Below are 23,956 nucleotides of genomic sequence, written 5' to 3'. Positions count from 1 at the left end.
GCGCCTGATCGACAGCATGCCGGTGGTCGAGACATTGCTGAGGGTCGGCGGCGGCGACGTGATCCATCGAGTCGCCGCGGCCCGCGCTGGGAGCTCGGTCGGCGACGCGCTCGAGGCCGTCGTCGTCGAGATCACGAATGGCACGGCGGACCCGATCGCCGTGGCGCTCGCCGCCCGCCCGTTCGGTCTGAGCGCCAGCGCGCAGCACCTCGGCGGCGACGGATTCAACAATGGGGGACGCATCACCGCCCTCGAATTGGACGCGCAGACGCTCAACGTCTCCTCAGGGTGGGAGCGCACAGTGTTGTTCGACCGGCTTCCAGGCGATGTCGTTCAGCGGCGCCGGCGGCACCGACTGTGCCGACAAGCTCATCGCCGCAGCCGAGGCGTCAACGAGCGCGCCAACGGCCGACGTGAGCGTCAGCATTCGCGGCGCAGCCGCCGAGGTGCAGGCCGATGACGCAGTGGGTTCGGCGCACGAGCAGTCGGTGTCGGTGGAATGCGAGGCGGGCCTCGCCAACGCCGCGGCGGTGTTCCCTTTGGTGGCCGGTTCGACGCTGCGCATGGCGATGCTGTCGCCGGCGGCGCGTACGGGGCGGGTTGCCGACGCTGTGATGCCGCCCGCAGCGGATGCGTTCGCCACGCTGCCTCCCGCCGAGCGGGTCGCCAATGGCTGGCGTCGTCGCATCGACGCTGCGACGCGTCTGGTGTTGCCCTCGGGTCGACTGGCCGAGGCCGCGCTTGCGACACGTGCGTCGCTGCTGCTGGGAACCCGCGCCATCGATGAGCGGTCGGGCACGAGGGGCACGAGGGGCACAAAGGGCACGATGCTCACGCTGCCGCCGGAGATCGAGGACCAAGTCGAGGGTGACGACCTGGTGCAGCTTCTCGGAATGGTCGAGTCCGGCGACTCCGATGCCGTCCGAGACCTAGCGATCTGGCAGGCCCAAACCAGGATGGGAAGGGCTGTACGACCAGTCTCGGTCTGCCGGTGACGGGCTCGACATCGATTCTCGCGGAGCATCTTCTGTCGCTGCACCCAGACCCGGCCCTGGCCGAGGCGCTGGGGGAGTTCGCCACGTCGGCCGCACGCTGGCTGCTGGCACAAGATGGCCGCACCGAGGCGCCATGGGCGATTCGAGAAGGCCTGCGCGCTGACTAACCGCATGTTGCGACGCTTGAAGGCTGATCGTGCTGCTCGTGAGCTTCGCAGCGCCGCAATGTCGCTGCCCCAGCAATGCCGAGTCGATCCTGGCGCTCCGGCAAGCGCTGAAACGGTTCTATCTCGACAGCTGGGGGCGACTGCCGTGGGAAACGCTCGCCGAACGCGCCGAACGCTCTCGACGAGGACCGACGCCTTCGGTGGGAACAGTGCGACGGAGCGCTGTGGGTTCACGCCGCGGTGCCCTGGGCGCCAACCCCGCCATTCGTGATGCCCGAAGCACCCGATCTGGAGCCCGCGCAGCTTGTCGTCGATGCCGATGGTTCGCGCGGCTGCGACATGATGGCGGCCGCGCTGCTGGCGTTTGCGGAGGCGCGTCCAGCACCGGCTCGGGCATACCGACGACTGGATGCGATGGTGTCGGTGGCGTCGTCGACCCTGAAACTGGCCGACGTTTCATGCATCCACAGCTGCACACGGGCACCGACGGCGCAGGTCACGATTTGCGCGTCGGGGGCCTGTTCGTGCGCACGCTGTTGCGCTTGTTGGTGGACGTGCCCGACGATGGCGGCCACCATGCGGCAGGCGGCCATCCATCGCTGCGGATTGCGGCCCATTGGCCGGCGTCATGGCTCGGCCAGCCTGTTGAGGTGCACGATGTGCCGACCCGCATCGGCAAGGTGTCGTGGGCGATTCGATGGCACGGTGATCGTCCGGCCGCTGCTGTGGGATGTCGTGCCGCACGATCCCGCCGCCGCCGCCGCCGTCGATGACTGTTCCGGGCCCTGGATCCGGCGTTCGCCGCTACGGAATGGAGCGGTGAGGCGCTGCTCGCGCCTGTCCCGGCGCCCGCCGAGTGATTGCTGGGGCCCGCATTCGCTGAGCACGAGTTCGGCAGGGAACTAGGTTCGACGGGGTGAGGCAGGGGGCGCATGGGGGTGCCCGGCCGAGCCTCGCAGTCGAGCGGCGATGCTGGGAGGCGGGCGAGGCAACGGTCGTCGGCGTTGACGAAGTCGGCCGCGGCGCGTGGGCCGGGCCGCTGACGGTCGGTGCTGTCGTGATCGGCACGAGCGGGCGCGTCAACGGCATCCGGGACTCCAAGGAGCTTCGACCCGCGATTCGCGAGCAGCTCTTCGAACGCATTGACGGCTGGGCGCGGGCGTGGTCGGTCGGCCACGCCACCTCGGCCGAGTGCGACGAACTGGGCATGTCCGAAGCGTTGCGGCTCGCAACACGCCGAGCCCTCGATGCGCTCGACGCTGAGCCCGACCGTGTGCTGGTCGACGGCAAGTGGAATTTCGTCGACTGGCGTCCCAGCACTGCGATCACCCAAGGCGACCGGCGCTGCTTGTCGATCGCAGCGGCGTCGATCATGGCGAAGGTGGTACGCGACCGGATCATGGCGGGGTTGGCGGCCGACTTCGTGCCCTACGGATTTGAGTCGAACAAGGGCTACCCGGCCCCTGTGCACCGTGCGGCGTTGGCGACGCACGGCCCGTGCGCGCTCCACCGCCTCAGTTGGTCCTTCGCCGATGGGCTGCCCGATGCCCAACCCGTTCCCAGCACCGCCCACAGGGACACGCCGACGGCGCTGGCGACCTACAAGGCCAGCACTCGCCGGCCTTGCCGAGACGCTCTTCTGAAGTTCGGCCTTGGGCCTGCTAGAAGATGGCCCCCATGAGCCAGAGCGATGATCCGAACGCCGAACAGCGCGAGTTCTGGCGTGCCGCAGCTGTGTGGGTCGATCAGCAGGAACGTCTCGACGCACAGCTGGCCCACATCGGCGTGGCGGCGATGGACGCTGTGGACCGGTTGCCTTCGGCGGCGCGAGTGCTCGATGTCGGTTGCGGGTGCGGCCAGACGTCACTGCAGTGGAGCGAACGAGTCAGCGGTTCGGTGCTGGGCGTCGACATCAGCGAGCCCCTCGTCGAGGTGGCTCGCCGGCGTGCCGCCGAGCACTCCGCGGCGTATCCCGAGGCGGCTCCGATCAGCTTCGCCGTCGCCGACGCCCAGACGGCCGATATCGCTGGGCTGGCAACGGAGTCCGCTGCCGACAACGGCAGCTTCGCCGGCTTCGATGTGGTCTTTTCCCGTCTGGGTGTGATGTTCTTCGCCGACCCGGTGGCAGCGTTCGTGAACCTGCGGTCGGCGACACGGCCCGGCGGCCAGCTCTCGTTCGTCTGCTGGCAGAGGGCGCGGAACAACCCATGGCTGGTCTCGGTCAACAAGGCAGTGCTCGGCATTGTGGAGATGCCGTCGAGTGACGGCCCGGCCGTCGATCCGTTTGCCTTTGCCGACCCTGACCATGTGCAGGGCATTCTCGGCGCTGCCGGCTGGTCCGACATCGCCATCGAGCCGCACGACACCGAGTTGGTCTTCAGCGGGGGAGGACACCCTCGAAGAGACCGTCGACTTCGCGATGGACCTAGGAATTGCCCGTCGCGCCCTGGCCGGACATCCGCCCGAGGTTCACGCCCAGGTCCGCGACGCCGTCACTGCTGTGTTGGCACCACGGGAAACCCCCGCTGGAGTCGTCTTTCCGGCGGCCACCTGGATCGCTACCGCCCGCAACTGACGCCCGACTGAGCTGTCTCGTACGCGAACGAGGCAGCACACGAGGTCGACCTGCGTCTTGACATCCTTAATTTGTAAGGTAAGATTACTAACAATATGGCCGAGCGAACGCCATCAGGGGGTCTGCGACTGCTGAGCGGGCAGCGGATCGCCGACGCGATGTTCGACGCGCACCCGCGGCAGATGTCTCGTGCTGGCATCGCCCGAGCCACCGGATTGTCCAAGCCGACGGTGTCGGCCCTCATGGCAGACATGGCGGCGGCGGGATTGGTCCGTGTCGCCGCGGAGGGTCTTCGAACCGGGTCGATCGGGAGGCCGGCGGCAATCTATGAACTCGTTCCGACTGCACGACACGTGCTCGCTGCCGACATCGGCGCCACCAAGATGCTGGTCGGCGTTGGAGATCTGTTCGGCAACCTCGTCGCCGAGCGAGAAATAGAGACGGCGCCGGATGCCCCCACGGCGTTCGAGCGCCTAGGGCGCGCTGTCTCGACGATGCTCGACGCTGTTGGCGAGCCCTGCAGCGCCGTTTGTGTCGGTGTTCCGGGCATCTACCGAAGCGACGGCGACTGCGTCGAGCAGGCATTGAATCTGCCGGGATTCGATGGGTTCGCGCCACGCGCATGGCTCGCCGGGCAACTCGGACTTCCCGCCGATCGAGTCCATGTCGACAACGACGTGAACCTCGCAGCGCTCGGCGAGCTCTCGCATCTGGAGGACGGCCAGCCCGGCGGCGATTTCGCCGCGATCTCGATCGGCACCGGCATCGGTGCGGCGATGGTCGTCGACGGCGGACTGTATCGGGGCGGTACCGGGTCGGCAGGCGAATTGGGCTCTCTTCTGCTGCAGCACCCAGAAGCCGGAGAATCACCCGTCACGCTCGAAGACATGGCCTCAGCGCCGTCGATTCGCAAGCTCTTCGGCCGAGCGATCGAAGACGGCTACCGCAGTGGACTCGCTCCCAGCTCGGACGTTCCAGAAATCTTGGCAGCCGCGCAGGCGGGCGATGCCGCCGCAAGCCACGTCCTGCGCCGAGTTGCGGAGTCGATGGCGCTCGCAGTTTCGCACCTCTGTCTGATTGCGGATCCGACTCGAGTCGTGTTCGGGGGCGGCGTCGGTGTCAATGCTGTCTTCGTGGATGCGGTGCGAGAACGACTCGAACGCCTCGTCTCAGTTCCTCCCGAGTTGGCTGCGTCGAGGCTGGGACGCCGGGCGACACTCGCAGGGGCCGTCTCGATGAGCCTGCGGATCGTGCACCAGACCCTGGTGTCAGAAGCCTTGGGAGACCAGCGCACATGAGTGGTTCCGCCGCGCTCGTAGCCGACGCGGTGGACCCTGACGCGGTCGTCGAGCTTGTGCGCCAAGCCGTCCGCATCCCGAGTGTCACCCCCAATGAATCCGAGGTCGCTCGCTGGGCGCTGGGCCGTCTCAACGAATCAAGAGCATTCCACGCCACAGAGCTGGTCGAATGCGCACCCGGCCGATCGAACGTGTACGCAAGCGCCGGAGGAACCAGCGGTCGGTCGCTCCTGCTGGCCGGTCATCTCGACACGGTCGCCGTTGACGACTGGGTGCAGCACTGGGATGGCACCGAGCGAGCAGATCCGTTCGAGCCGTGCGTCATCGACAACGAAATCTGGGGACGAGGCGCCGCCGACCAGAAGTCGGGCATTTGCGCGATCATCGAAGCGCTTCGGGCATTCGGCAGGGTCGGGTTGCAGCCGTCCGGGGCGGTTTCCACCTGGTTCGTCTGCGACGAAGAGTCCGGACAGCCGGGCTCGGGTGTGTCGCTCGGAATGCGCACTGCGGCAAGCAGCAGTTCAAAGGGCGCAGCCGATTTCGCCATCTATACCGAGCCCACAACATCGGCCATCTACACCGCGCAGATGGGATTTCTCATCGCCGACATCGTCTGTACCGGCAGGTCCGCGTACTTCGGACGACCCGAACTCGGCGTGGATGCACTCAAGGCCGGCCATAGCTTGCTCAGCCGCTTGTGGGAGCTTTCCGACGAGCTGCGCGCAACGGTGCCGGCCCATGAGCTGCTCGGGGAAGCCTTCCTGCTGGTCACGTCGGCGTCCTCGGGCGGCAACATCGCTGTGCCGGGTCGCTTCGACTTGTCGCTGATTCGCAAGATCAACCCTGGCGAGAGCCTCGACGCGGCCGCTGAACAGATTCGCAGCGTTGTGGCCGAGGTCGCGGCTGAGCATTCCGTGGAGTGCAGCGTGGACTTCAGCGCGCCCCGGGATCACGCCGTCGGCGGCACGCCCGATGAGGTCGCGGCCGACCATCCGGGAGTGGCCGCTCTGGCGGGTTCGATCGCCGCGGTGACCGGCGAGCAGGCCCGCATCGAGGGCGCGCCCTACTGGTCGGAAAAGCCATTCCTGCGGGACTTGGGCATCCCCGGCGTCTACTTCGCTCCCGGAGACATCTCCCACTGCCACACACCGTTCGAGCGAGTCGCCATCGATGAGCTGGTGACCGCAACCCGCACGCTCGCGCACTTCATTGCCGAATGGTGCGGTGTCGAGGACTCATAAGCCGGACCCGAAGGAGGGACCCATGAGAATCAAGACAGCAAGAAGAAAGACCAAGTCCCCTGCGCGCAAGCCAAGCCGACTACCGCTGCTGTTGTTGACGGTGCTCGCACTGTTCGCTGCTGCTTGCACCGGCACCGACGACGATGCGGACGGCGACGCCGCCCCGGTGACCACTGCTCCCGCCGTCGAAGTAGACGCCGCCGACGACATGGCCGACGATGACATGGCTGATGACGACATGGCCGATGACGACATGGCCGACGACGGAGCCATGGCTCCGGTGACTCAGGGCCCCGGTGGCGAAGAAGCGGTTCCGTCCAGCGAGATCTCGCTCAGCGATGACGAGATCGCCCAGGTCCAGGCAGGTGGCTACACGGCTGCTCTGCTGTGGCACACCGCAGGCGCGTTCACCGACGCAGTGAGTCAAGGTGCCCGCGATGCCTTCGCGGAACTCGGAATCGAAGTGATCGCCGAGACCAACGCCTCCTTCGACGCAGCTCAGCAGGCGAACGACGTCGAGACGGTCATGGCGCAGAATCCCGACATCATCATCAGCTTGGCGATCGGACCCGACGCGGGCGCGGAAGCCTTCCGTCCCGCGGTGGATGCCGGTGTGCAGCTGGTGTTTCTGTCGAACGTTCCGCAGGGATACGTCCACGGCGAGGACTACGTCGGCATCGTGACCGATGACCTCGCGGCCATGGGCATCACCGCAGCCAACTTGCTTGGCGAAGCGCTCGGAGGCGAAGGCGAAGTGGGGTTCATCTTCCACGACGCTGCCTACTACGTCACCAACCAACGGGATCAGGCATTCAAGTCGTGGATCGAGATCAACTATCCGGGCATCGAGATCGTTGCCGAGCAGGGACTTGCTGATCCGGCCGCAGCTGAGGAGATCGCTGCAGCGCTGCTCACGCGCCACCCCGATCTCGACGGCATCTATGCGCCATGGTCCGCTGGCCCTGCCGACGGCGTGCTGGCGGCACTTCGAGCTGCGGGAGCATCTGATGTTGCTGTGGTGACGATGGATCTCGACACCAACGTGTCGCTCGATCTCGTCGAGGGCGGCAACATCGTCGGCATCGCTGCCGATGAGGCGTACAACCTCGGCCGCACCATGGCGCTCGAGGGCGCTTACGGCCTGTTGGGCAAGGCGGCTCCTGCATTCGTCGTCGTGCCCGCCATCGGCGTGACAGCTGACAACATCGTGGACGCCTATCGTCAGTCCTTGGCCGCGGAACCCCCGAAAGAGGTTCTGGACGCCCTCGGCAACTGACGCAGACTCGTCCTTTCGGGGGCGAGCTGAGGAACCCATCGTGACGCAGGACTTCGGCGCCCCGGACCGGTCAACTCCTCCCAGGGGTCTGGGGTGGCTTCGATCCGATCGCCAGGACTCGGGATCGCGCTGGTATGTCGTCTACGGGGCGGCAGCGCTCATCTTCGCAGTCTTCGCGGTGACGTTGTACGACGATGGGTTCCTCAGCGCGTCCAATCTGCTCAATATCGGTCGGCAGGCAGCACCGATTGCTGTCATGGCAGTGGGGATGACGTTCGCTCTCGCAGCCGCTGAAATAGATCTGTCCGTCGGCTCGGTTGCGGCGCTGTCGTCTCTGGTGGCTGCTGAAGCGGTGGGCGGGTACGGATTCTTCGTCGGAGCGGTGGCTGCTGTTGCCGTGGGCGCGGCAATCGGGCTGGTCAACGGCCTGATCGCCGTGAAGGTGCGGATTCCGTCGTTTCTGGTCACGTTGGGGATGCTCGGGATCGTCAGCGGTGTTGCACGCAACATGAACAACCTGCAGTCGCTGCCGATACGCAACGACACGTTCTCGGCGGTCTTCGGTGCGGGCTCTGCGGGTCCGGTGTCCTCGCTGCTCATCTGGTCGGCGGTCGTCGGCGTCGTCGGGCATCTGGCGCTGCATCAGCTCCGCTGGGGACGCCATGTCCTGTCTGTCGGAGCCGACCGTGCTGCGGCATCAGCGGTGGGCATCCGCGTGGACCGCATTCGCATCGCGGCATTGGTGACGAGCGCCTCAGCGGCTGCGTTCGCCGGCGTGCTGCTGGCGGGCCGCCTGGCGATCGGACGCCACGATCTCGGCGAGAACTTGCTGCTCACCGTGATCGCCGCCGTCGTCATCGGGGGGACCAATCTATTCGGCGGACGCGCATCTGTTGCAGGGGCGATCATGGGCTCGGTCGTCATGGCCATGCTCAACAACGGCCTGATCCTGATGGGTCTGCGAGTCGCGGATCAGCTGATCGCCCGCGGCGTCATCATCATCCTGGCCGTCGCGCTGAGCATGCGCGAGCAGCGAGAGAGCTGAAGAGATGTTCCTTCGATCCCTGCTGGACCGCAACCCCGGATTCGTGCGGGCCGCGGTGGAACTGCACCAAGCGGGAGAGATCCCGGCGAACAGCTATGTGCTGGACCTCGATGCCATCGAGGCGAACGCACGAGTGCTGTGCAAGCGGGCCCGAACGCTCGGCCTCACCGTGTACGCGATGACCAAGCAGATAGGCCGGGCCCCGGGCGCGCTGGCGGCCATGGCAGCCGGCGGTGTCGATGGCTTCGTGGCAGTCGACATGGCGTGCGCGCGCCCCATCGTTCGCAACGGGCACCGACTCGGCCACCTCGGTCATCTGGTGCAGGTTGCGCGCGCCGAAGCTGTCGAAGCTGCTGCCATGGCGCCCGACTACTGGACGGTCTTCTCTGCGAACAAGGCGGCAGAGGCCGCCGCAGCTGCACGCGCCAGCGGCCGATCTCAGCGACTCATGCTGCGGGTCTTCGATCCGGGTGACACGTTCTATCCCGGTCACGAGGGAGGCGTGGCGCTCGACGACCTCCGCTCGGCGGTCGACGTCATCGCAGCGCTGGATGGGGCCGAGTTCGCCGGACTCACGACGTTTCCGGCAATGCTGTTCGATGAGCAGCGAGGCAGCGTCGGTGCCACTCGAAACGTCGAGACGCTGGCGCGCGCCGCAGAGCTCGTTCGACGGCACCCGGCGTGCCCCGCGCAGCTCGAGATCAACCTGCCGGGGACGACGTCCACCGACGTCCTCGGGCTGCTCGCCGAGTCCGGGGCCACGCAGGTCGAGCCTGGCCACGGCCTCACCGCCACCACGCCGCTGCACGCCGTTCGGGATCTGCCCGAGCAGCCCGGGGTCCTGTACCTGAGCGAGGTGGCGCACATTCATCAAGGCGTGCCGCTCTGCTTCGGTGGCGGCCTGTACGTCGATCCGGTGTTCGGCGACTACGGGGTCACCGCAGTGATCGCGCACGACGCTGCGGAGATCTCGACGTCCCCCGTGCCGGTGGACATGCCCGACCCCGCAGCGATCGATTACTACGCCCGATTGCATCGGGGGTCTGGCCGCGCCGTGTCGGAAGGCGCGACCGTGGTCTTCGGCTTCAGAATCCAGGCCTTCGTGACCAGGGCGCTCGTGACCGGGCTGTCGGGAGTGTCGCGGGGCGAGCCTCGGGTGGTCGGGGTGTGGAACGGTTTTGGCGATCCAGGCCGAGCGGGTTCGACGTGACCGCTGTCACCGCGTTGGAAGCCACAGGCATCGGCAAGTCGTTTCGCGCTGTGCGGGCGCTCGACGATGTCGCATTGAGCTTGCATTACGGCGAGGTGACTGCGCTGCTCGGAGACAACGGAGCCGGCAAGTCGACGTTGGTGAAGTGCCTTGCGGGGGTGTACCGGCCTGATGCAGGCACGATCCTCGTCAATGGAGCCAAGCACGAGATCGGTTCGCCCGAGGGGGCAAGGGCACTGGGCATCGAAACGGTGCACCAGACGCTGGCGGTGATCGATCCGCTTGACGTCGTCGAGAACTTGTTCCTCAACCGCGAGCACACTCGTGGGGGACGGTTCGGGTCGTGGCTCGGAGTGCTCGACAAGAGGCGCATGCGGGCCGAGGCAGCGGAGATTCTGGGTCGCCTCGACATCCGCCTTCCGTCGTTGCGGCGGCCGTTGAGCGCACTGTCGGGCGGCCAGCGTCAAGCGGTCGCGATCGGGCGGGCTGCCGCGTGGGGCCAGCAGATCGTGCTGCTCGACGAGCCCGCTGCCGCATTGGGTGTCGAGCAGGCCGCACGCGTGCTGGATCTGATTCGCGCACTGCGCAGTGCCGGCGTGGCCGTCTTGCTCATCACCCACAACATGGACCGAGTCATGGCCGTGTGCGACCGGGCAGTGGTGCTGCGTCAAGGGCGCACAGCAGCAGAGGTCGATGTCAGCTCGGTGACCAAGGACGACCTTGTCGCGTACATCACCGGTGCCCGCAGCGGGGGTCCCCCGACATGATCCACGACCCGAGCGTCCGCGGGGAATCGGACGCGGGCGATGGGCACGATCCCAGATCCGACCACACCGCGCTCGACGACCGATCGCTGCAGGTCGGCATCGACGTCGGCGGAACGAGCATCAAGGGAGCTGTCGTGGATCTCGCCGTGGGAGAGCCGTCGGGACCCGTCCTGACCGAAGCCACGCCCCCGACGGCGACGCCGCACGACGTCATCGCGGCAATCAGCCGCATCACCTCGGCTGTCGGATGGACTGGACCGGTCGGCGTCGCTCTGCCAGGCGTGATCGATGGTCTGTCGCTGCGACACGCTCCGAACTTGGATGCGTCCTGGGAGGACGCGGACGCGCTGGCCTGCTTGCGTGCCCCGTCCGGAGCGAACGCGGTGTTGATCAATGACGCTGACGCAGCTGGCCTCGCGGAGCTGCGATACGGCGAAGCCCCGCTCAGGGTGACCGGGCTGACCATTGTGCTGACCTTCGGGACCGGCGTCGGCAGCGCACTGCTGCACAACGGCAGCCTCATCGCGAATTCAGAGCTCGGCGGCCTGATCGTCGGCGGTGCCTGCTTCGAAGACGTGGCGTCCGGGCGCGCGATCTCCACCGACGGGCTCACACCGAGTCAGTGGGCGCAGCGGGCGCAGCCGTTCTTCGAGATGATCGAGGCGGTGCTGCACCCGTCGTGCTGGGTCGTCGGCGGTGGACTCAGCAATGACTTCGACCGATTCGTCTCCGAGCTCGAGCTGTCCAAGCCGATCTCGGTCGCTCATCGAGGCATGCATGCGGGCATCGTCGGTGCCGCAGTCGCAGCCACAGTGGGTTTGGGGGCCGGTGAGGCGCCCCGCAGCGATGACGATGGCGTCGGCGTGCCGATCACACAATGAGGATCATCGTCGCTGAGGATCGAGAGGCTGCCTCAGAATGCGCAGCAGACATTGTCGAACGCTTTGTGCGGAGTCAGCCACAAGCAAGCCTTGGGGTTGCAACCGGGAGCACGACCGAGGCGCTGTATGCCGAGTTGGCTCGACGCCACCAACAAGGGGGTCTCAGTTTCGCCGGCGTTGACGTGTACCTGCTTGATGAGTACGCGGGCCTCGATCCTGACGATCCGTGCCGCTATTGCAGCGTCGTGCAGCGGGCGCTGGCCCGCCAGGTCGACCTGCGCCGCGATGCAGTTCACTGCCCCGATCCTGACGCGCCCGATCCCGAAGGCGAATGCTGTCGCTACGAGCACTTGGTTCGGAGTGCACCTATCGGCCTGCAGATCCTGGGCATCGGGTCCAACGGCCACATCGCCTTCAACGAACCAGGTTCTTCGCTTGACAGCGTCACCCGCGTCGTGCCCCTCAGTGAGCAGACCCGTTCCGACAATGCGGGCTTCTTCGGCGACGGCCGTCCCGTTCCTGAGCGTGCCATCACGCAGGGGATCTCCACCATCCTTGCGGCGGCCGAACTGTTGCTGCTCGCGTGCGGCGACCGCAAGGCCGCAGCCGTGGCGCAGGCCGTAGGCGGACCCGTGTGCGAAGCGGTCCCCGCTTCAGCTCTGCAACTCCACCCAAGCTCGACCGTCATCCTCGACCCGGACGCCGCATCCCGCCTCTAGCGGACGCTCGCCGACCGGGTCCTCACCGTCGGGGAACCGATCGGCTCCGAACTGAGTCTGATTTCACAAAGAACGCCTGCTCGGGTTGAAGTTCATTGGCTGATTCATCGGATTGTTCGAACCAACTGCCGAAGACATTCCGGCAGAGCCAACAGAACCAGCGCGACGCAGGCGCAAATCGCAGCAAACAAGGTGGGCCACAAGGAGGTCAGACCATGGCGAACGCCGCGCTCATCGAGCGTGATCTCACTGTGCCCGACAATGATCGTCTACCTGCGTCAAGGCAGCGAGGTGTATCGCTCGACTGGCGCAGTCACTCCGTCATCGGCACAAGAGACGCTCCAGACCTACGCGTCATCCCGCTCCGGAAAGCCCGGCCTCGCGACCCAGCGCGGCTTCAGTGATGCGTTTACGGGTCAGTGGTCGCGGCGTGTCGCCCGGGGTGGGGGACTTCAACGAGCTGGAGTTCGCTGATGGCCGTGAAGTCGTCCGGATTGGCGGTGTACAGCGGCAGCCCGTGAGCGATCGCTGTTGCAGCGATGAGAGCGTCATAGGCGCGTGAGGTGGCCTTACGGCCGGCGGCGCGCAAGTCGGCGGCGACGCGGCAAAATGCACGCGCAGCGACCCCGTCGAAGGGGAGCGGTTCGAAATCTGATTCGGCCTGTTGGACGTGCGCCTGGCGACGGCTTCGTTCGGTTTCGTCGGATGTCGCCAACGGGCCGGCGGAGAGCTCGGCAAGAGTGATCGTCGTGATCACCGGTTCAGCAGGCAGCACGGCAGGATCCGTGATTTGGGGCAGCAGGATCACGGTGCTTGTGTCGAGCACCCCCCGGCCATCGCTCACAGCGACGGGTCCGCGAGTTGATCGATGTCGCGGCGGAGCGCGTCAGGATCGACTCGCGGCAAATGTCGCCAGCGCTCGAGAAGTGTCGCCCCATCGAGTCCCCGGCGGGGCAGCGGTCGCAGCTCGGCCACGGGTCGCCCCGACCGAGTCACGGTGAGCCGTTCACCTGCCTGAACCCTCGTCACCACATCACCTCCATGATTGCGAAGTTCGCGGATCGTGACCTCATCCATACCCGTAGCGTATCACTGGTGAGACATACGGCGGCGTGGGTTGGGTCGGGACCGTCGCGAGGTAGTCAACCTAGATCTGTGCTCGATCAATGTGAATTGATTTTGAACGCACAAGCATGACCGCAGCGAACTCCCGAGTGACGTGCCCGACCTCCGGCAGCAGAACCCAGCTGAACTACCGTGCTTGACAGCCGCCTACCACGTCGGGTTGATGCGGGCGGCAAGGCGCGCAGCCGATTGGGCCAGTGCCTCGTCCTGCGCCCTGGCGAAGGTACGCAGCGACAAGCTCGGCGGACAAACCCCCGCCGCATACGCTGAACAACACAAACGACAACACCCATGACAACTGGACCGACAATCAGGTCCCTGTCACCACCTCGACTCGGGCACGGCCGAGGGACCGAACTGTGCTCGAGGTGCAGCCCACACAGCGGCGCAAAGAAAAGGACCCCGTGAGGTCCGGGGTCCAGAAGCCTGGGGCACACGATTGCATTCGGCCGAGGCCTACTAATCGGATCCGTCAGACACCCGTGATGCTATTGCGCCAAAGCGGTCGCCGCAAGCTGTGGCGTCAGAACACGACTATGTGATTGGTCCACCTGCGGACCCTGTGAGTGCGTCTGCGCCCGAGCGTTTGCAAGAGCGTGGCTCCGACACCGGTGTCCAAGAGTTGCATCGCGTCGTCGCCCTCGACGGCAAAGTGCTCAACGAGAGCCTGGAGTTGCAGGGGCATCGTGGTCCGTTGTGTCATGGGATGGCGCATCTTGGCCTTGTCGATGCTCGCCGTGTAAGTGATCCAGTCAAGTTCGTCGATGATCTTGAAGACTTCCTGGACCAGTGCCTGATTCCGTTGCCGCCGCCACTCATTGGGCCGGATGGCCCGAGTCGTCAAGGAACAGCATGCGGGTGGCGCGTGGGGGTTTCATCTGGTGCTTCCCCCAATGGCACAGCAGGAGGATCGAGCGGCATCGTTGCCGTCATTTCGACGGTAGTGCCGTTCAGATTCGGCAGGCATGTGGATTCCTAGTTGTGCTGCTCGACCAGCGATCCCGAGAAGCGCAGCCGAAGCGGTCCGCGCCCGATCTTCGACGGGATGCACGAACCGACCGCACGAAGCGGTGGTGCAACGAGTGGTCATCGTGGGAGCGGGACCTTCATGCGGGATGCGGCTGTAGGGGCCTGTTGCCGCCGATCGGCCAGCGGATTGCAGCCGCTTGTGGCACTCCAGCTGAAGCTCGTCGGGCAAGTCGAAGTGATCGCCGCCCGCCGGAGTCTGACGAATCCGCTCAAGCACGCGCGGCGTCAGTTGCAGTTGCCGTCGTTGCCGACGTCGCGGTGGCTGTAGCACAGGGGTGTGGCCGCAACGCTTCGCAGCGTGTAGGGGCCTGCGTCGGTATTGATGTCGCCGTCGGTGAGGGCGGCGATCCAGTCTCCGGTGGTCTCAGCGGTGATCCACAAGCGATAGCCGCGTACTGCGTCATCGGGCTGGCCGACCACATCGACAGTGAGTTCGGCCAAGGCTTCGAACGCACTCGTCGCGGACGTGAATCTGATTCGTGACGGTGGTTCGTCGGAGGCGAATTCGGCGGCGATCTGTTGGGCGAGTTCGGTCATGGTCGGTGCCGACGGGGTGGGGCCGATGGCACCCAAGACTTGTGCGGTCACATCAAGCCGGGTGTCAGGTGACAGCGGGGCGAGGTAGTTGCTGCTGGCCCATCCGGTGACCGGGCCGGCTTGTATCTCGTGCCAAGTGCTGGTGCGCAGGTCGCGTGTGCGACCTGTGGCCGTTACACCTACGACGTCCAGCGTCGCAATTGTCTCGGTGGCTTCGGGACTTCCGACCAGGATCGACTGCTCGCCACTGGCCGAGTTTGCGATGCTCAGCGTGAGCGTGGCGACGACGTTGCCGTTGGGCGCGTCGCGGACGTTGAGGAAATCGTCGTGGCTGACGCCGACAACGCCGAGCTGTGTGCCCGCCGCTGGTCCGACTGCCGACGGCGTGCCGGGAAGCGGTGCCGTCGTGGCCGGTGTCACCGCAGCCGTCGAGGGCGGTTCGGTAGCAGCGGGTGCCGTGACAAGGGCGACTTCGTCCGATGTGTTCGCAGCCAGACGGGCGGCCGTCGTGCTCGGTGCCTCGATGGCAACAGAAGCGGTTGTCGGCGGGGCGACCTCGGTTGCTGGCGAGGTCACTTGATCGTCGGTGGCACCCAACGCGACGAACAGCGACAGCGCCGATAACACCAGCGCTGTGAACGCCATCGCAGCGACGAATCTGTTTGTCATAGCTGTGGCCATCCCTCTAACGCGGTCATGAGCCCCCGGTATACCGCGGCTTGGCCTCGCCGTGGTGACGGGGACTCCTGTGGGCGGACGGATGCTGATGTGTGGTGTTCAGCCTTCGGCAGGCGGCGGCGCGCTTCCTTCTGCTCTTGGTATCGACTTGATACCATTCGTCTCATGGCGATGACACTGAGGCTCACCGAGGCAGAGCAAGACGCATTGCGGCGGCGAGCGGTTCTTGATGGCACCTCCATGCAAGAAGCAGCCCGGCGAGCGGTGCGCGAGTACGTCACCAAGGCCGAACACCGGGACCGCGTCACCTCGGCAGCCGATGTCATCATGGAGCGTCATGGCGACGCACTCAGGCGCATGGGCGAGTGAACCAGGGCTTTGAGTACCTCGACACCGAGGATCTCGTCGAGCTGGCGCGCCGGTTGCTCGGCGATCCGCCGCCGACTCGCGACATCGGCCTCCTTGGGGCGGCAGCGGCGCGACCACAGGCATCCGCGTTCGGCGAGGATGCGTACCCCGACATCTGGTCCAAGGCGGCGGCATTGCTGCACTCGGTGGTCAACAACCATCCGCTGGTCGATGGCAACAAGCGTCTCGGCTGGCTTGCCACGGCCATCTTCTTGGAACTCAACGACGCCAGCGTGAGCGCCGCCACCAACGACGACGTCTACGACCTCGTCATGAGCGTTGCATCGAGCGACATCGGCGTGGAGGACATCGCGGCAGCGCTACGTGCCATGGGTGCGCGTGTGTAGCCGGTAGGCCTCTTCGAGGTTGAGCCACACTTGCGCCGAGGTGCCAAGTGCCGCCGAGAGTCTCTGCGCCAAGTCCGGCGTGACCTTGACTCTCGCCTCGAGCATCTCCGAGACAACCTGAGACGGTTGACCAATGATCTCGGCAAATTCCGAGATCGTCCAACCGCGCTCCGATAGTTCGTCGCGCAAGTACTCACCTGGTGGGAACGACTCGGCAGACACCAGTTTCGAAGGCATGTTCAAACACTCCAATTCTTGTTGACGGCCATACCGCCAGATGTCCTATCTGGACTTGACCTTCGGTACCGTCTTGGGAGATCACCACGTCGGCGCAAACCTCGTCACGGCATGGTCTCGCGCGCTGCGTGTCCGCTGATGTCGGCGTTACGCAAGACGGTGCTCGGACTTGAGGACGTCGCCTCAGCGATTCCATAGCCAGTCCAATTCGGAGAAAGCGAGCTCCTTGCCGAAGTTCTCGATGTTGTCTCGGACGTTGAGTACGAGGCAGCGCTCGTCACCGCCGTTCAAGGGGCCCCGCAGTCCTCTTCCGATCATCTGGAAGTAGAGGTTTGGGCTGTACACAGGCCGGGCCACGATGATGGCCCGAGTCTTGGGCGCATCGAACCCTTCGCGGAACACTCCGTAGTTGACGAGCACGTTGACGTCACCGCGACGAAAGCCCTCCACCACGCGGCGACGGGTCACCGTTTCGGTGTTCCCGCTCACAGATCGCGCGGTAACTCCTCGCTGATTGAGCAGCGCCGCCAGAGTCTGGGCGTGCTCCACCGACGTAGCGAATATGAGCGCAGGCCAGTTTGGGCCCACATACGTCTCGTACGCCTCGACGATGCGTCTAGTGCGGTGTGAGTCCTGAGCGATGCGATCCTCCACGCTCTGCGGGAGCCACGCCAACTGATGTGCCAAGCGCGTTGGGTCTCGAACGAACCTCAAGACCTCGTCCCGTTCCGCGTCAGATAGACGAAACGTTCCGCCTTCGATCAGCTCTTGATCAGCCTGAGCGAGCACCCCCATCCCCTGCAGCTCGCCGATGACCTCCTTGGGGTCATCGTGAGCGAACGCTCCGGCGTCAAGGCGATTTCGGCCGTAGCGGCGGACGAGCCTGTCCGTCTCTGCCTCGTCATGCCCGCGGTAGGGCGTCGCAGTGAGACCCAGCAGACACGGCTCATCTTCCTTGCGGCGGAACGTCAACCCGATCTCTTGCATGACTTCCGTGAATGTCGGGGCGATCGACCGATGGGCCTCGTCGAAGACGGCCAGCTTGAATTCTCTCAGGAAGTCGTAGTCGGCCGGTTGGCGAGTGAGACGGACATGGAGCGTTTGAATTGTGGCGACGACGACATGACGTTCACTTGTCGGCGATGGTCGGGGCTGCCCGCTCCACATTCTGGAAATGCGCATCTGCCCTGCTTCTGCGCCGACACTCCTCCACACCTGCTCCCATGATTCGACAGCCTGCTCACACAGCTCGTCGCGGTCCGCCACCCAGAGAATCCCTCCTTGGAATGCGTCGTCGCGCATGGCTTCCACGATCGCCTGCACCGCAACGCGGGTCTTGCCGGACCCGGTGGGCATGCTCAGCATCCCGCGCCGCTCGGTTCCGTCACTGCGTTCGGAGTGAAGCATCTTGCGGACGTTGTCGGCCACACGGCGTTGAAAGTTGTGAAGCGGGGGGAGAGTCCGAGGGCCTTCGACCTCGACGAACTGGGGGCGGCGCCTATTGCGTTCGCCAGCCCATGCTTCCGAGAATCCCAATGAGCGGACGAATTCGATAGCGCGCCGCGATCCGGACCACGTCGCGGGAGGATCGAGATTGTCCAAGGCCCGCTTGAAATGTCTGAGAGCGCCAGTGTCGTAGGTCGCGATGGCGGCCTCCGAAATTTCGACTCCAGTCAGCGTCTCTCGATCGTTGCTCAGAACATCCAGGAGCAATCGAGGAAGACCCAATCGCAGGGGTGCTTCGCCGACAGCAGCGAGCAGTCGCTCAGCATCCGTTGCAAGTTGCCGAATTGCGGCGCGCCGTTTTTCGATTTCTGCGGGCGTCTCGCGGTGTAGGACTGCTTGAATCTGGAAGTCGGCTAGTCCGAGACCCAATACCTCCGCGACGAGCTCAAGTGCACGCCGCGCATCGTCGTCGATGTTGCCGACGAGATACACGTCGGACCCGAGAGTGACGCAAGGGCGTCCCGCTCCGGCTACAAGGATCTGTTCACAGAGAACTAAGCGGCTGGTCCGCCGATGCGGCGGGAGATGTTCAGCCAACCCAGGCCACACATCGGTCAGCGGGACCGGCTCTCCTTCGGCCAAGAATTCCGGTATCGGCTCCGAAAGATCGAATGCCGCCTTGATCTTTTCGGAATTCGGATGCTGCAAGAGTACGTGCAGGGCCTCCGGGCATTTGGGCTGTGGTCCGAGGGCGTCGGTGAACGGCACAATGCCGCTGGAGGCCTCGATACGTCCGTGTACCCGGATGGCGTGGACCGTCAATGACTCAAATAGTTCCTTTGGATAGGAGCTCCTATTCCCGCCCGTATGCCACATCTCACAACATCGGTCGAAGGACTCTTGCCCCAACAGCGCGTCAGTGAAAAGTGCTCGTCCCTCGTCGGACAGTTCAGTGAGTATGGTCAACGGACCGACGCCCTCGGTTGATGTGAATGCCAGGTACCCCCACCATGGCCGGGCCGGAAGATCATCTCGTCGGCGGTACTGCTTCTCGCACTGGTCCTGATATTCCTTGAACAACGGCTCCCAGCCCATGTCGCGGTCGCCTGAGGGTGAGTCGACGACCGCGAGTTCGCGAAGGAGTTCGACATCGCGCTGATGGAAGTCGATATCGACGGCTACGTGGTCATCCCGGCTGCCATCGACCGGCACGATGTCTCCGGGCAGCAAGACCGAGTGCGTTGGCCGCCAATCGCCAGAGCGCGTCCGTACTCGTAAGTTGCTCGGCCACCGTGCGTATTCGCGAACCACGTCCTGCACCAATGAGCGGCTCAGTCTTCGAGCAAGAGCCCAAAAGTTCTCGTAGAGGCTGTCGTCAAGACGCGACGGACCTCGTTGTGCCAACACACTTTCTGCCGTAAGTCGAAATCTGCTCTCGGCCGAAGGCGGCTTGAGGCCTAATTCCTTGAGTGCCGCGAGTGTATCGCCGTCGGCGACGAGTGCCGGATGAACGCAGGACTCCAGATCGAACTCGTCGCTCGAGGTCGGCAACCCGTCTGGCAGAAACACCAGCTCAGGATCTGGCGACCTCCAGCCCCCTCTTGCCGACAGCACGATCGAGCCGAGTTCTGTGCCCGAGCGTATTTCGAGGGGAATGAGCGCGGCGGCCTGGATAGCGGCCGCCGAAGCGGCGACCGCATCGCCCGGCACTTGGTCCAGGACCAATGCTCCGAGCCAACTGGCGATTGAGGCCCGGCGCATGCGCCGCATCGTCCGTCCTGATTGACCGGTCCCTCCAAGCAGCCGTTCGATGGTCGCGAGCCTCGTGCGAGTTATCGCCTTGTGGTGCAGCCATGCCCGTGGCCGTTCCGGATATGCGGCCCATCGATCGAACGGTGCCATCTCCATTCCGCGATCTGGGGTCAGCCGCGACGGGGGATAGGAGATGTCGTGGATTCGGCAGAGCTCGCCTTTCTGGTCGGGAACAATGGCTTGATCGTCGAGGGCTTCGAATAGGAGTTCTCGCAGCAGGCTGGCCTGCTCGGAGTCGCCTGCCTCGTGTCGACGAGGCAACGCGTCCAAGTGTCGAGCGGGATCGTCGTCCGCCCGCAATTGTGGCAATGCGTCCGCGATCAGATCCGAAGCTGCTCCGACCAGTTCGTCGTTGAATGGGCCGCTGAGGAGGTTCTGACGATCCTCATTCGTCTTCCAAGGAGCATTCAAGATGCCCGGAACGAGGCTCGCTGTGTTCGTCGGGAAGAACGCCCAGAACTTTCCGGGTCGGTCGAGACGGTCGACGGGTGCGGCCCACCAAATTGGCACCTCCATTCGATCGTCGCCGGGGCGGCGGTCGGCGCGCGCATCACTCGACAACGCATGGGTTCGCTCGAAGAGCTTCCAATGGCTGGTCGAATCCCCTTCAGCGAGGAGGTACTCGTCGTTCACGTTCTCCAATTCGAGAATCCGGTTCAATTCTGTGGAGCTGTCCGCGAGCGTGAGCGTCGTCAGGTGAGGGACGAACAGAAGGAACTCGGCCGGCAGATCCCTCATTTGCTGGAGAAGGTCTTCGCGCGCTCCATCCTTGAGCGGCAGTCGCACAATGTTGTTTGCCCATGCCATCAGCCCACGCAGTTCGCCGTACTGCTCGCTGCGTTCGGCTGGATCGATCGGTTCGGGCAGGCGCAAGATCGGACATCGGTCTGCGTCGGGGACGACATCTCTCACCCGTTCCCGCGCGCGCTTCCGATCGAAGCGGAATGAGCCGGAGCGGCTGAAGAACTCGGGAGAGTCGCTGACACCGAGCACTGCCTTGAATCCGAGGCCGAAAGTACCAATCTGGCTGGTTCCCCTCTTGGGCGATAGATGCGAGAACATGAGAGCCGTGACACCGTCAGGACTGATGGGTTCCCCGTCGTCAGCGCAATAGAGATCGCTATTGGTCAGAAGGACTTCGATACGCCCGCCACGACGACGCGAGGTGTCGTCGCTGGTCAACTCCGCGTCGGGATCAGGCCAGAGCGCGTCGGCGCTGTTCTGGACGAGTTCGAAGAGCTGCCGATTGCGATAGCCACCCTGCGCCGTGTCCTGCTCGACATTCGCGTGTTCAGCAACCAGGTTCGGCTGTTCGCGATACGAAGCGAGGGTCCGCTCTGACTGGTCGGCTATGTAGTGAGCCAGATTCCCGTTGGAATCAGTCCATTGATCTGTCGGCATGGTTCCCTCCGCACCGTGAACGTTGGCCGTCGAGCATCAGCACCTGTGGAGCCGCGCCCGCCCGCGGCCGATGCATCCGGTCGGCGATCTCGAAGCTGCGCCATAGTGCCGCCGATGTGTTGAGCGCCTCCGACGATACGAGCCACGTCCCGCGTGACCGGCGTCTTCGCCTCGCGCATCCCCGAGACAACCTGAGACGGTTAACCGATGATTTCGGCAAATTCCGAGATCGTCCAACCGCGCTCCGCTAGTTCGTCGCGCAAGTACACACTTGGTGGAAACGCCTCTGCAGGTTCCAGTTCCGAAGACATGTTCGAGCGACCCAAACCTCAGCGACAGCCAACCGATCCAACGTCTACCACGGTTGTCCTTGAGCCATGAGTCTCGGAGGGGGTGAACCCAGCTCATCCGGTCGAGCCACCTTGGCTGACGCTTTCGCAGTCCGGCGCGAGATCGTACGATGACCGCTGGTGTGGGTTGGTGATAGTGATCTGGGGACTTTGTGACTGACTACCTGGCCCCCGAGCAGAAGGCCCGTCGCGACATCGACGAGCAGCTGGAGGCCTGCGGCTGGGTCGTGCAGGACTACAAGAGCGCAGCCGTAGCTGCCGCCCAGGGTGTTGCCGTTCGCGAGGTGCCAACCACGGCGGGGCCTGCCGACTACGTGCTCTATGTGGACAGTCAGGCGGTCGGCGTCATAGAGGCCAAGAAAGCCGGCATGACGCTCACGGGCGTTGAGCCACAGACTCGCAAATATCAGGCCGCGTACCCAGAGGCACTACCTGCCATTGAGGTCGACGGGGCACTGCCTTTCGGCTACGAATCCACTGGCACCGAGACGCGGTTCACGTGCGGGCTGGACCCTGTGCCAACGAGTCGACGTGTGTTCGCATTCCACCGTCCCGAGACCTTGGCCCGCTGGCACGAGGACCACACGGAAGGCGAGGGTCGCGCGCCCGGCATGCGTGCTGGCGCGCAGCTGCTGCCCGATCTCGGCACCGATGCGGCGCACCTTTGGCCTGCCCAGGCCGAGGCCATTCGCAATCTTGAGCAGTCGTTCCGCTCCAACCGCCCCCGGGCGCTCATCCAGATGGCCACGGGCTCAGGCAAGACCTTCACTGCCGCCAACGTCTGCTACCGCCTTCTGCGTCACGCCGGCGCCCAGCGGATCCTCTTCCTTGTCGATAGGGCGAATCTCGGCCGTCAAGCGCTCCGGGAGTTCCAAGGCTTCTCCACACCGGACGATGGCCGCAAGTTCACTGAGCTCTACAACGTCCGGCATCTCACGTCGTCACGGCTTGAGATGGCTGATGAGGCCGCCACCAAGGTCCACATCTGCACGATCCAGAGGCTGCATTCGATCCTGCGTGGCGACGACGACTTCGACGAAGCCCTTGACGAAAAAAGCGGTTTCGACACCGCACCGGCCGCGCCTGTCGATGTCGTGTACAACCCGGCGGTGCCGATTGAGTCCTACGACCTGATCATCATCGACGAGTGCCACCGCTCCATATATGGCGTGTGGCGTCAGGTGCTCGAGTACTTCGATGCATTCCTCGTGGGCCTCACCGCAACACCTGGCAAGCAGACATTCGGGTTCTTCGATCAGAACCTCGTCATGGAGTACGGGCATGCCCAAGCGGTAGCCGACCGGGTGAACGTGGACTTCGACGTGTTTCGCATCCGCACCGAGATCACGGAGTCCGGCGGCACTGTCCCCGCCGAATTCGTAACCAAGTTCCGCGACCGCGACACACGCGAGCACCGCTTGGAGAAGATCGACGAGGACATCACCTACGACGCCAACCAGCTCGACAGACGAGTGGTGGCACCCGATCAGATCCGCACGGTCGTGCGCACGCTGCGCAATTCGCTGCCGGAGATATTCCCTGACCGCGAGCGCCGTGACGACGGCTTGCTGCGGCACATCCCCAAGACGTTGATCTTCGCCAAGGACGACAGCCACGCCGAGGACATCGTCAAGATCGTCCGGCAGGAGTTCGGGCTCGGCAACGAGGGGGCGGTGAAGATCTCCTACCGCTCGGGAGACGCTGGCAACAAGCCCGAGGAGCTGCTGCAGCAGTTCCGAACCAGCTACACGACGCGAATTGCTGTGACTGTGGACATGATCGCCACCGGGACCGACGTGAAGCCGATCGAGTGCGTGGTGTTCATGCGCATGGTGCGCAGCCGCAACTTCTTCGAGCAGATGAAGGGGCGGGGCGTGCGGGTAATCGACAGCGATCAGCTGCGCGCGGTCACGCCCGATGCTGCCGCCAAGGATCGCTTCGTGATCGTGGACGCCGTCGGCGTAACCGAAGCCGAGCTTCATGACACCGTGCCGATGGACCGCCAGCGGACAGTGAGCTTTGACAAGCTGCTCAACAACATCGGACTTGGCTCGACCGATCCCGATGTGGTGTCGTCGGTCGCATCCCGGCTCACCCGGCTGAATCGGCGGATGACAGCAGCGGATCGTGCTGAGGTGGAGAACGTGGCAGGAGTCGGCCTGACGGACCTCGTGCGCGGCATGGTGGACGCCCTCGATGTCGATCGCCAGTACGAGGCTGCAGCGGCTGAAGCTGGTGGCGATCCCACACCCGATCAGGTCAAGGCCGCTGGCGCGGCGATGATCCGTGAGGCGGTGAAGCCGCTGGCAGGCAACTCTGAGCTGCGGGAGAAGCTGGCCGATGTCAGGCGCAGCTACGAGCAGGTGATCGACTCGGCGTCACGGGACCAGGTGATCTCTGGTCAGTTCTCTC

The 23,956-nt window shown here is 64.9% G+C and carries 23 protein-coding genes; 17 read left to right on the top strand and 6 right to left on the bottom strand.

The genetic code is table 11. The annotated features are described in order from the left end of the window. From ACOOHB_RS00880 to ACOOHB_RS00815, 14 genes are all read left to right on the top strand, one after another. Positions 1-460: hypothetical protein (locus tag ACOOHB_RS00880; protein ID WP_420442944.1), on the top strand; the 460-nt coding region annotated here is incomplete at its 5' end. After that, positions 414-995 (top strand): hypothetical protein, encoded by a 582-nt coding sequence (locus ACOOHB_RS00875; protein WP_420442943.1) that lies wholly within the window; start codon positions 414-416, stop codon positions 993-995. The genes ACOOHB_RS00880 and ACOOHB_RS00875, both read left to right, overlap by 47 nt. Continuing rightward, the gene (locus ACOOHB_RS00870) at positions 992-1,162 is read left to right on the top strand and encodes a hypothetical protein (protein WP_420442942.1); all 171 of its coding nucleotides are present in this window, start codon (positions 992-994) and stop codon (positions 1,160-1,162) included. The genes ACOOHB_RS00875 and ACOOHB_RS00870 overlap by 4 nt, the downstream gene beginning before the upstream one ends. 458 nt (positions 1,163-1,620) lie before the next feature. Beyond that, positions 1,621-1,935: a hypothetical protein gene (locus ACOOHB_RS00865; RefSeq protein ID WP_420442941.1), complete on the top strand. Its 315-nt coding sequence runs from the start codon at positions 1,621-1,623 to the stop codon at positions 1,933-1,935. Between the two features lie 143 nt (positions 1,936-2,078). Then, the gene (locus ACOOHB_RS00860) at positions 2,079-2,843 is read left to right on the top strand and encodes a ribonuclease HII (RefSeq protein WP_420442940.1); all 765 of its coding nucleotides are present in this window, start codon (positions 2,079-2,081) and stop codon (positions 2,841-2,843) included. After that, positions 2,840-3,748: a class I SAM-dependent methyltransferase gene (locus tag ACOOHB_RS00855; protein ID WP_420442939.1), complete on the top strand. Its 909-nt coding sequence runs from the start codon at positions 2,840-2,842 to the stop codon at positions 3,746-3,748. The genes ACOOHB_RS00860 and ACOOHB_RS00855 overlap by 4 nt, the downstream gene beginning before the upstream one ends. Before the next feature lie 84 nt (positions 3,749-3,832). After that, positions 3,833-5,035 carry an ROK family protein gene (locus ACOOHB_RS00850; protein ID WP_419920814.1) on the top strand — a complete coding sequence of 401 codons (1,203 nt, stop codon included), beginning with the start codon at positions 3,833-3,835 and terminating at the stop codon, positions 5,033-5,035. After that, entirely contained in the window at positions 5,032-6,276 is a 1,245-nt protein-coding gene (locus ACOOHB_RS00845) for a M20 family metallopeptidase (RefSeq protein WP_420442938.1), read from the top strand. Before ACOOHB_RS00850 ends, ACOOHB_RS00845 begins: the two co-directional genes overlap by 4 nt. 22 nt (positions 6,277-6,298) lie before the next feature. Next, positions 6,299-7,552 carry a substrate-binding domain-containing protein gene (locus tag ACOOHB_RS00840; protein ID WP_420442937.1) on the top strand — a complete coding sequence of 418 codons (1,254 nt, stop codon included), beginning with the start codon at positions 6,299-6,301 and terminating at the stop codon, positions 7,550-7,552. 40 nt (positions 7,553-7,592) lie between these two features. After that, the gene (locus ACOOHB_RS00835; RefSeq protein ID WP_420442936.1) at positions 7,593-8,597 is read left to right on the top strand and encodes an ABC transporter permease; all 1,005 of its coding nucleotides are present in this window, start codon (positions 7,593-7,595) and stop codon (positions 8,595-8,597) included. 4 nt (positions 8,598-8,601) lie between these two features. After that, positions 8,602-9,807 (top strand): alanine racemase, encoded by a 1,206-nt coding sequence (locus ACOOHB_RS00830; protein WP_420442935.1) that lies wholly within the window; start codon positions 8,602-8,604, stop codon positions 9,805-9,807. Continuing rightward, positions 9,804-10,574 carry an ATP-binding cassette domain-containing protein gene (locus tag ACOOHB_RS00825; protein ID WP_420442934.1) on the top strand — a complete coding sequence of 257 codons (771 nt, stop codon included), beginning with the start codon at positions 9,804-9,806 and terminating at the stop codon, positions 10,572-10,574. Before ACOOHB_RS00830 ends, ACOOHB_RS00825 begins: the two co-directional genes overlap by 4 nt. Next, the gene (locus tag ACOOHB_RS00820; protein ID WP_420442933.1) at positions 10,571-11,455 is read left to right on the top strand and encodes an ROK family protein; all 885 of its coding nucleotides are present in this window, start codon (positions 10,571-10,573) and stop codon (positions 11,453-11,455) included. The genes ACOOHB_RS00825 and ACOOHB_RS00820 overlap by 4 nt, the downstream gene beginning before the upstream one ends. Continuing rightward, entirely contained in the window at positions 11,452-12,174 is a 723-nt protein-coding gene (locus tag ACOOHB_RS00815) for a glucosamine-6-phosphate deaminase (protein ID WP_420442932.1), read from the top strand. The genes ACOOHB_RS00820 and ACOOHB_RS00815 overlap by 4 nt, the downstream gene beginning before the upstream one ends. A gap of 409 nt (positions 12,175-12,583) precedes the next feature. On the opposite strand, the gene ACOOHB_RS00810 is transcribed toward ACOOHB_RS00815, so the two are convergent. The 4 genes from ACOOHB_RS00810 to ACOOHB_RS00795 all read right to left on the bottom strand — a co-directional run bounded on the left by ACOOHB_RS00810 (position 12,584) and on the right by ACOOHB_RS00795 (position 15,534). Then, positions 12,584-13,018, bottom strand: coding sequence for a type II toxin-antitoxin system VapC family toxin (locus tag ACOOHB_RS00810; RefSeq protein WP_419920805.1), 435 nt, complete (start codon positions 13,016-13,018; stop codon positions 12,584-12,586). Continuing rightward, complete coding sequence (locus tag ACOOHB_RS00805; RefSeq protein WP_419920804.1) at positions 13,015-13,251, bottom strand: type II toxin-antitoxin system Phd/YefM family antitoxin; 237 nt, start codon at positions 13,249-13,251, stop codon at positions 13,015-13,017. The genes ACOOHB_RS00810 and ACOOHB_RS00805 overlap by 4 nt, the downstream gene beginning before the upstream one ends. A 571-nt stretch (positions 13,252-13,822) precedes the next feature. Beyond that, on the bottom strand, positions 13,823-14,143 hold the full coding sequence (locus ACOOHB_RS00800; protein ID WP_420442931.1) for a hypothetical protein: 321 nt from the start codon (positions 14,141-14,143) through the stop codon (positions 13,823-13,825). 410 nt (positions 14,144-14,553) lie between these two features. After that, complete coding sequence (locus ACOOHB_RS00795; RefSeq protein WP_420442930.1) at positions 14,554-15,534, bottom strand: hypothetical protein; 981 nt, start codon at positions 15,532-15,534, stop codon at positions 14,554-14,556. A gap of 174 nt (positions 15,535-15,708) precedes the next feature. Here ACOOHB_RS00795 and ACOOHB_RS00790 point away from each other — a divergent pair, with 174 nt between their 5' ends. Next, positions 15,709-15,912, top strand: a complete 204-nt coding sequence (locus ACOOHB_RS00790) for a hypothetical protein (RefSeq protein ID WP_420442929.1) — start codon at positions 15,709-15,711, stop codon at positions 15,910-15,912. Next, a complete protein-coding gene (locus ACOOHB_RS00785) occupies positions 15,909-16,298 on the top strand; it encodes a type II toxin-antitoxin system death-on-curing family toxin (protein WP_420442928.1) in 390 nt (129 codons plus the stop codon). Before ACOOHB_RS00790 ends, ACOOHB_RS00785 begins: the two co-directional genes overlap by 4 nt. Here the strand turns inward: ACOOHB_RS00785 and ACOOHB_RS00780 are convergent. Beyond that, on the bottom strand, positions 16,272-16,535 hold the full coding sequence (locus tag ACOOHB_RS00780; protein ID WP_420442927.1) for a HigA family addiction module antitoxin: 264 nt from the start codon (positions 16,533-16,535) through the stop codon (positions 16,272-16,274). The two genes, ACOOHB_RS00785 and ACOOHB_RS00780, sit on opposite strands and share 27 nt — an antisense overlap. Before the next feature lie 183 nt (positions 16,536-16,718). Beyond that, the gene (locus ACOOHB_RS00775; protein WP_420442926.1) at positions 16,719-21,194 is read right to left on the bottom strand and encodes a DEAD/DEAH box helicase; all 4,476 of its coding nucleotides are present in this window, start codon (positions 21,192-21,194) and stop codon (positions 16,719-16,721) included. A 502-nt stretch (positions 21,195-21,696) separates the two neighbouring features. Between ACOOHB_RS00775 and ACOOHB_RS00770 the strand changes: the two genes are divergently transcribed. Then, positions 21,697-23,956: DEAD/DEAH box helicase family protein (locus ACOOHB_RS00770; protein ID WP_420442925.1), on the top strand; the 2,260-nt coding region annotated here is incomplete at its 3' end.

The organism is Candidatus Poriferisodalis sp., from assembly GCF_965215815.1.
GTDB lineage: Bacteria > Actinomycetota > Acidimicrobiia > Acidimicrobiales > Poriferisodalaceae > Poriferisodalis.
The sequence above is the reverse complement of the archived record's forward strand: the minus strand, read 5'-3'. Positions and strand labels throughout refer to the sequence as shown.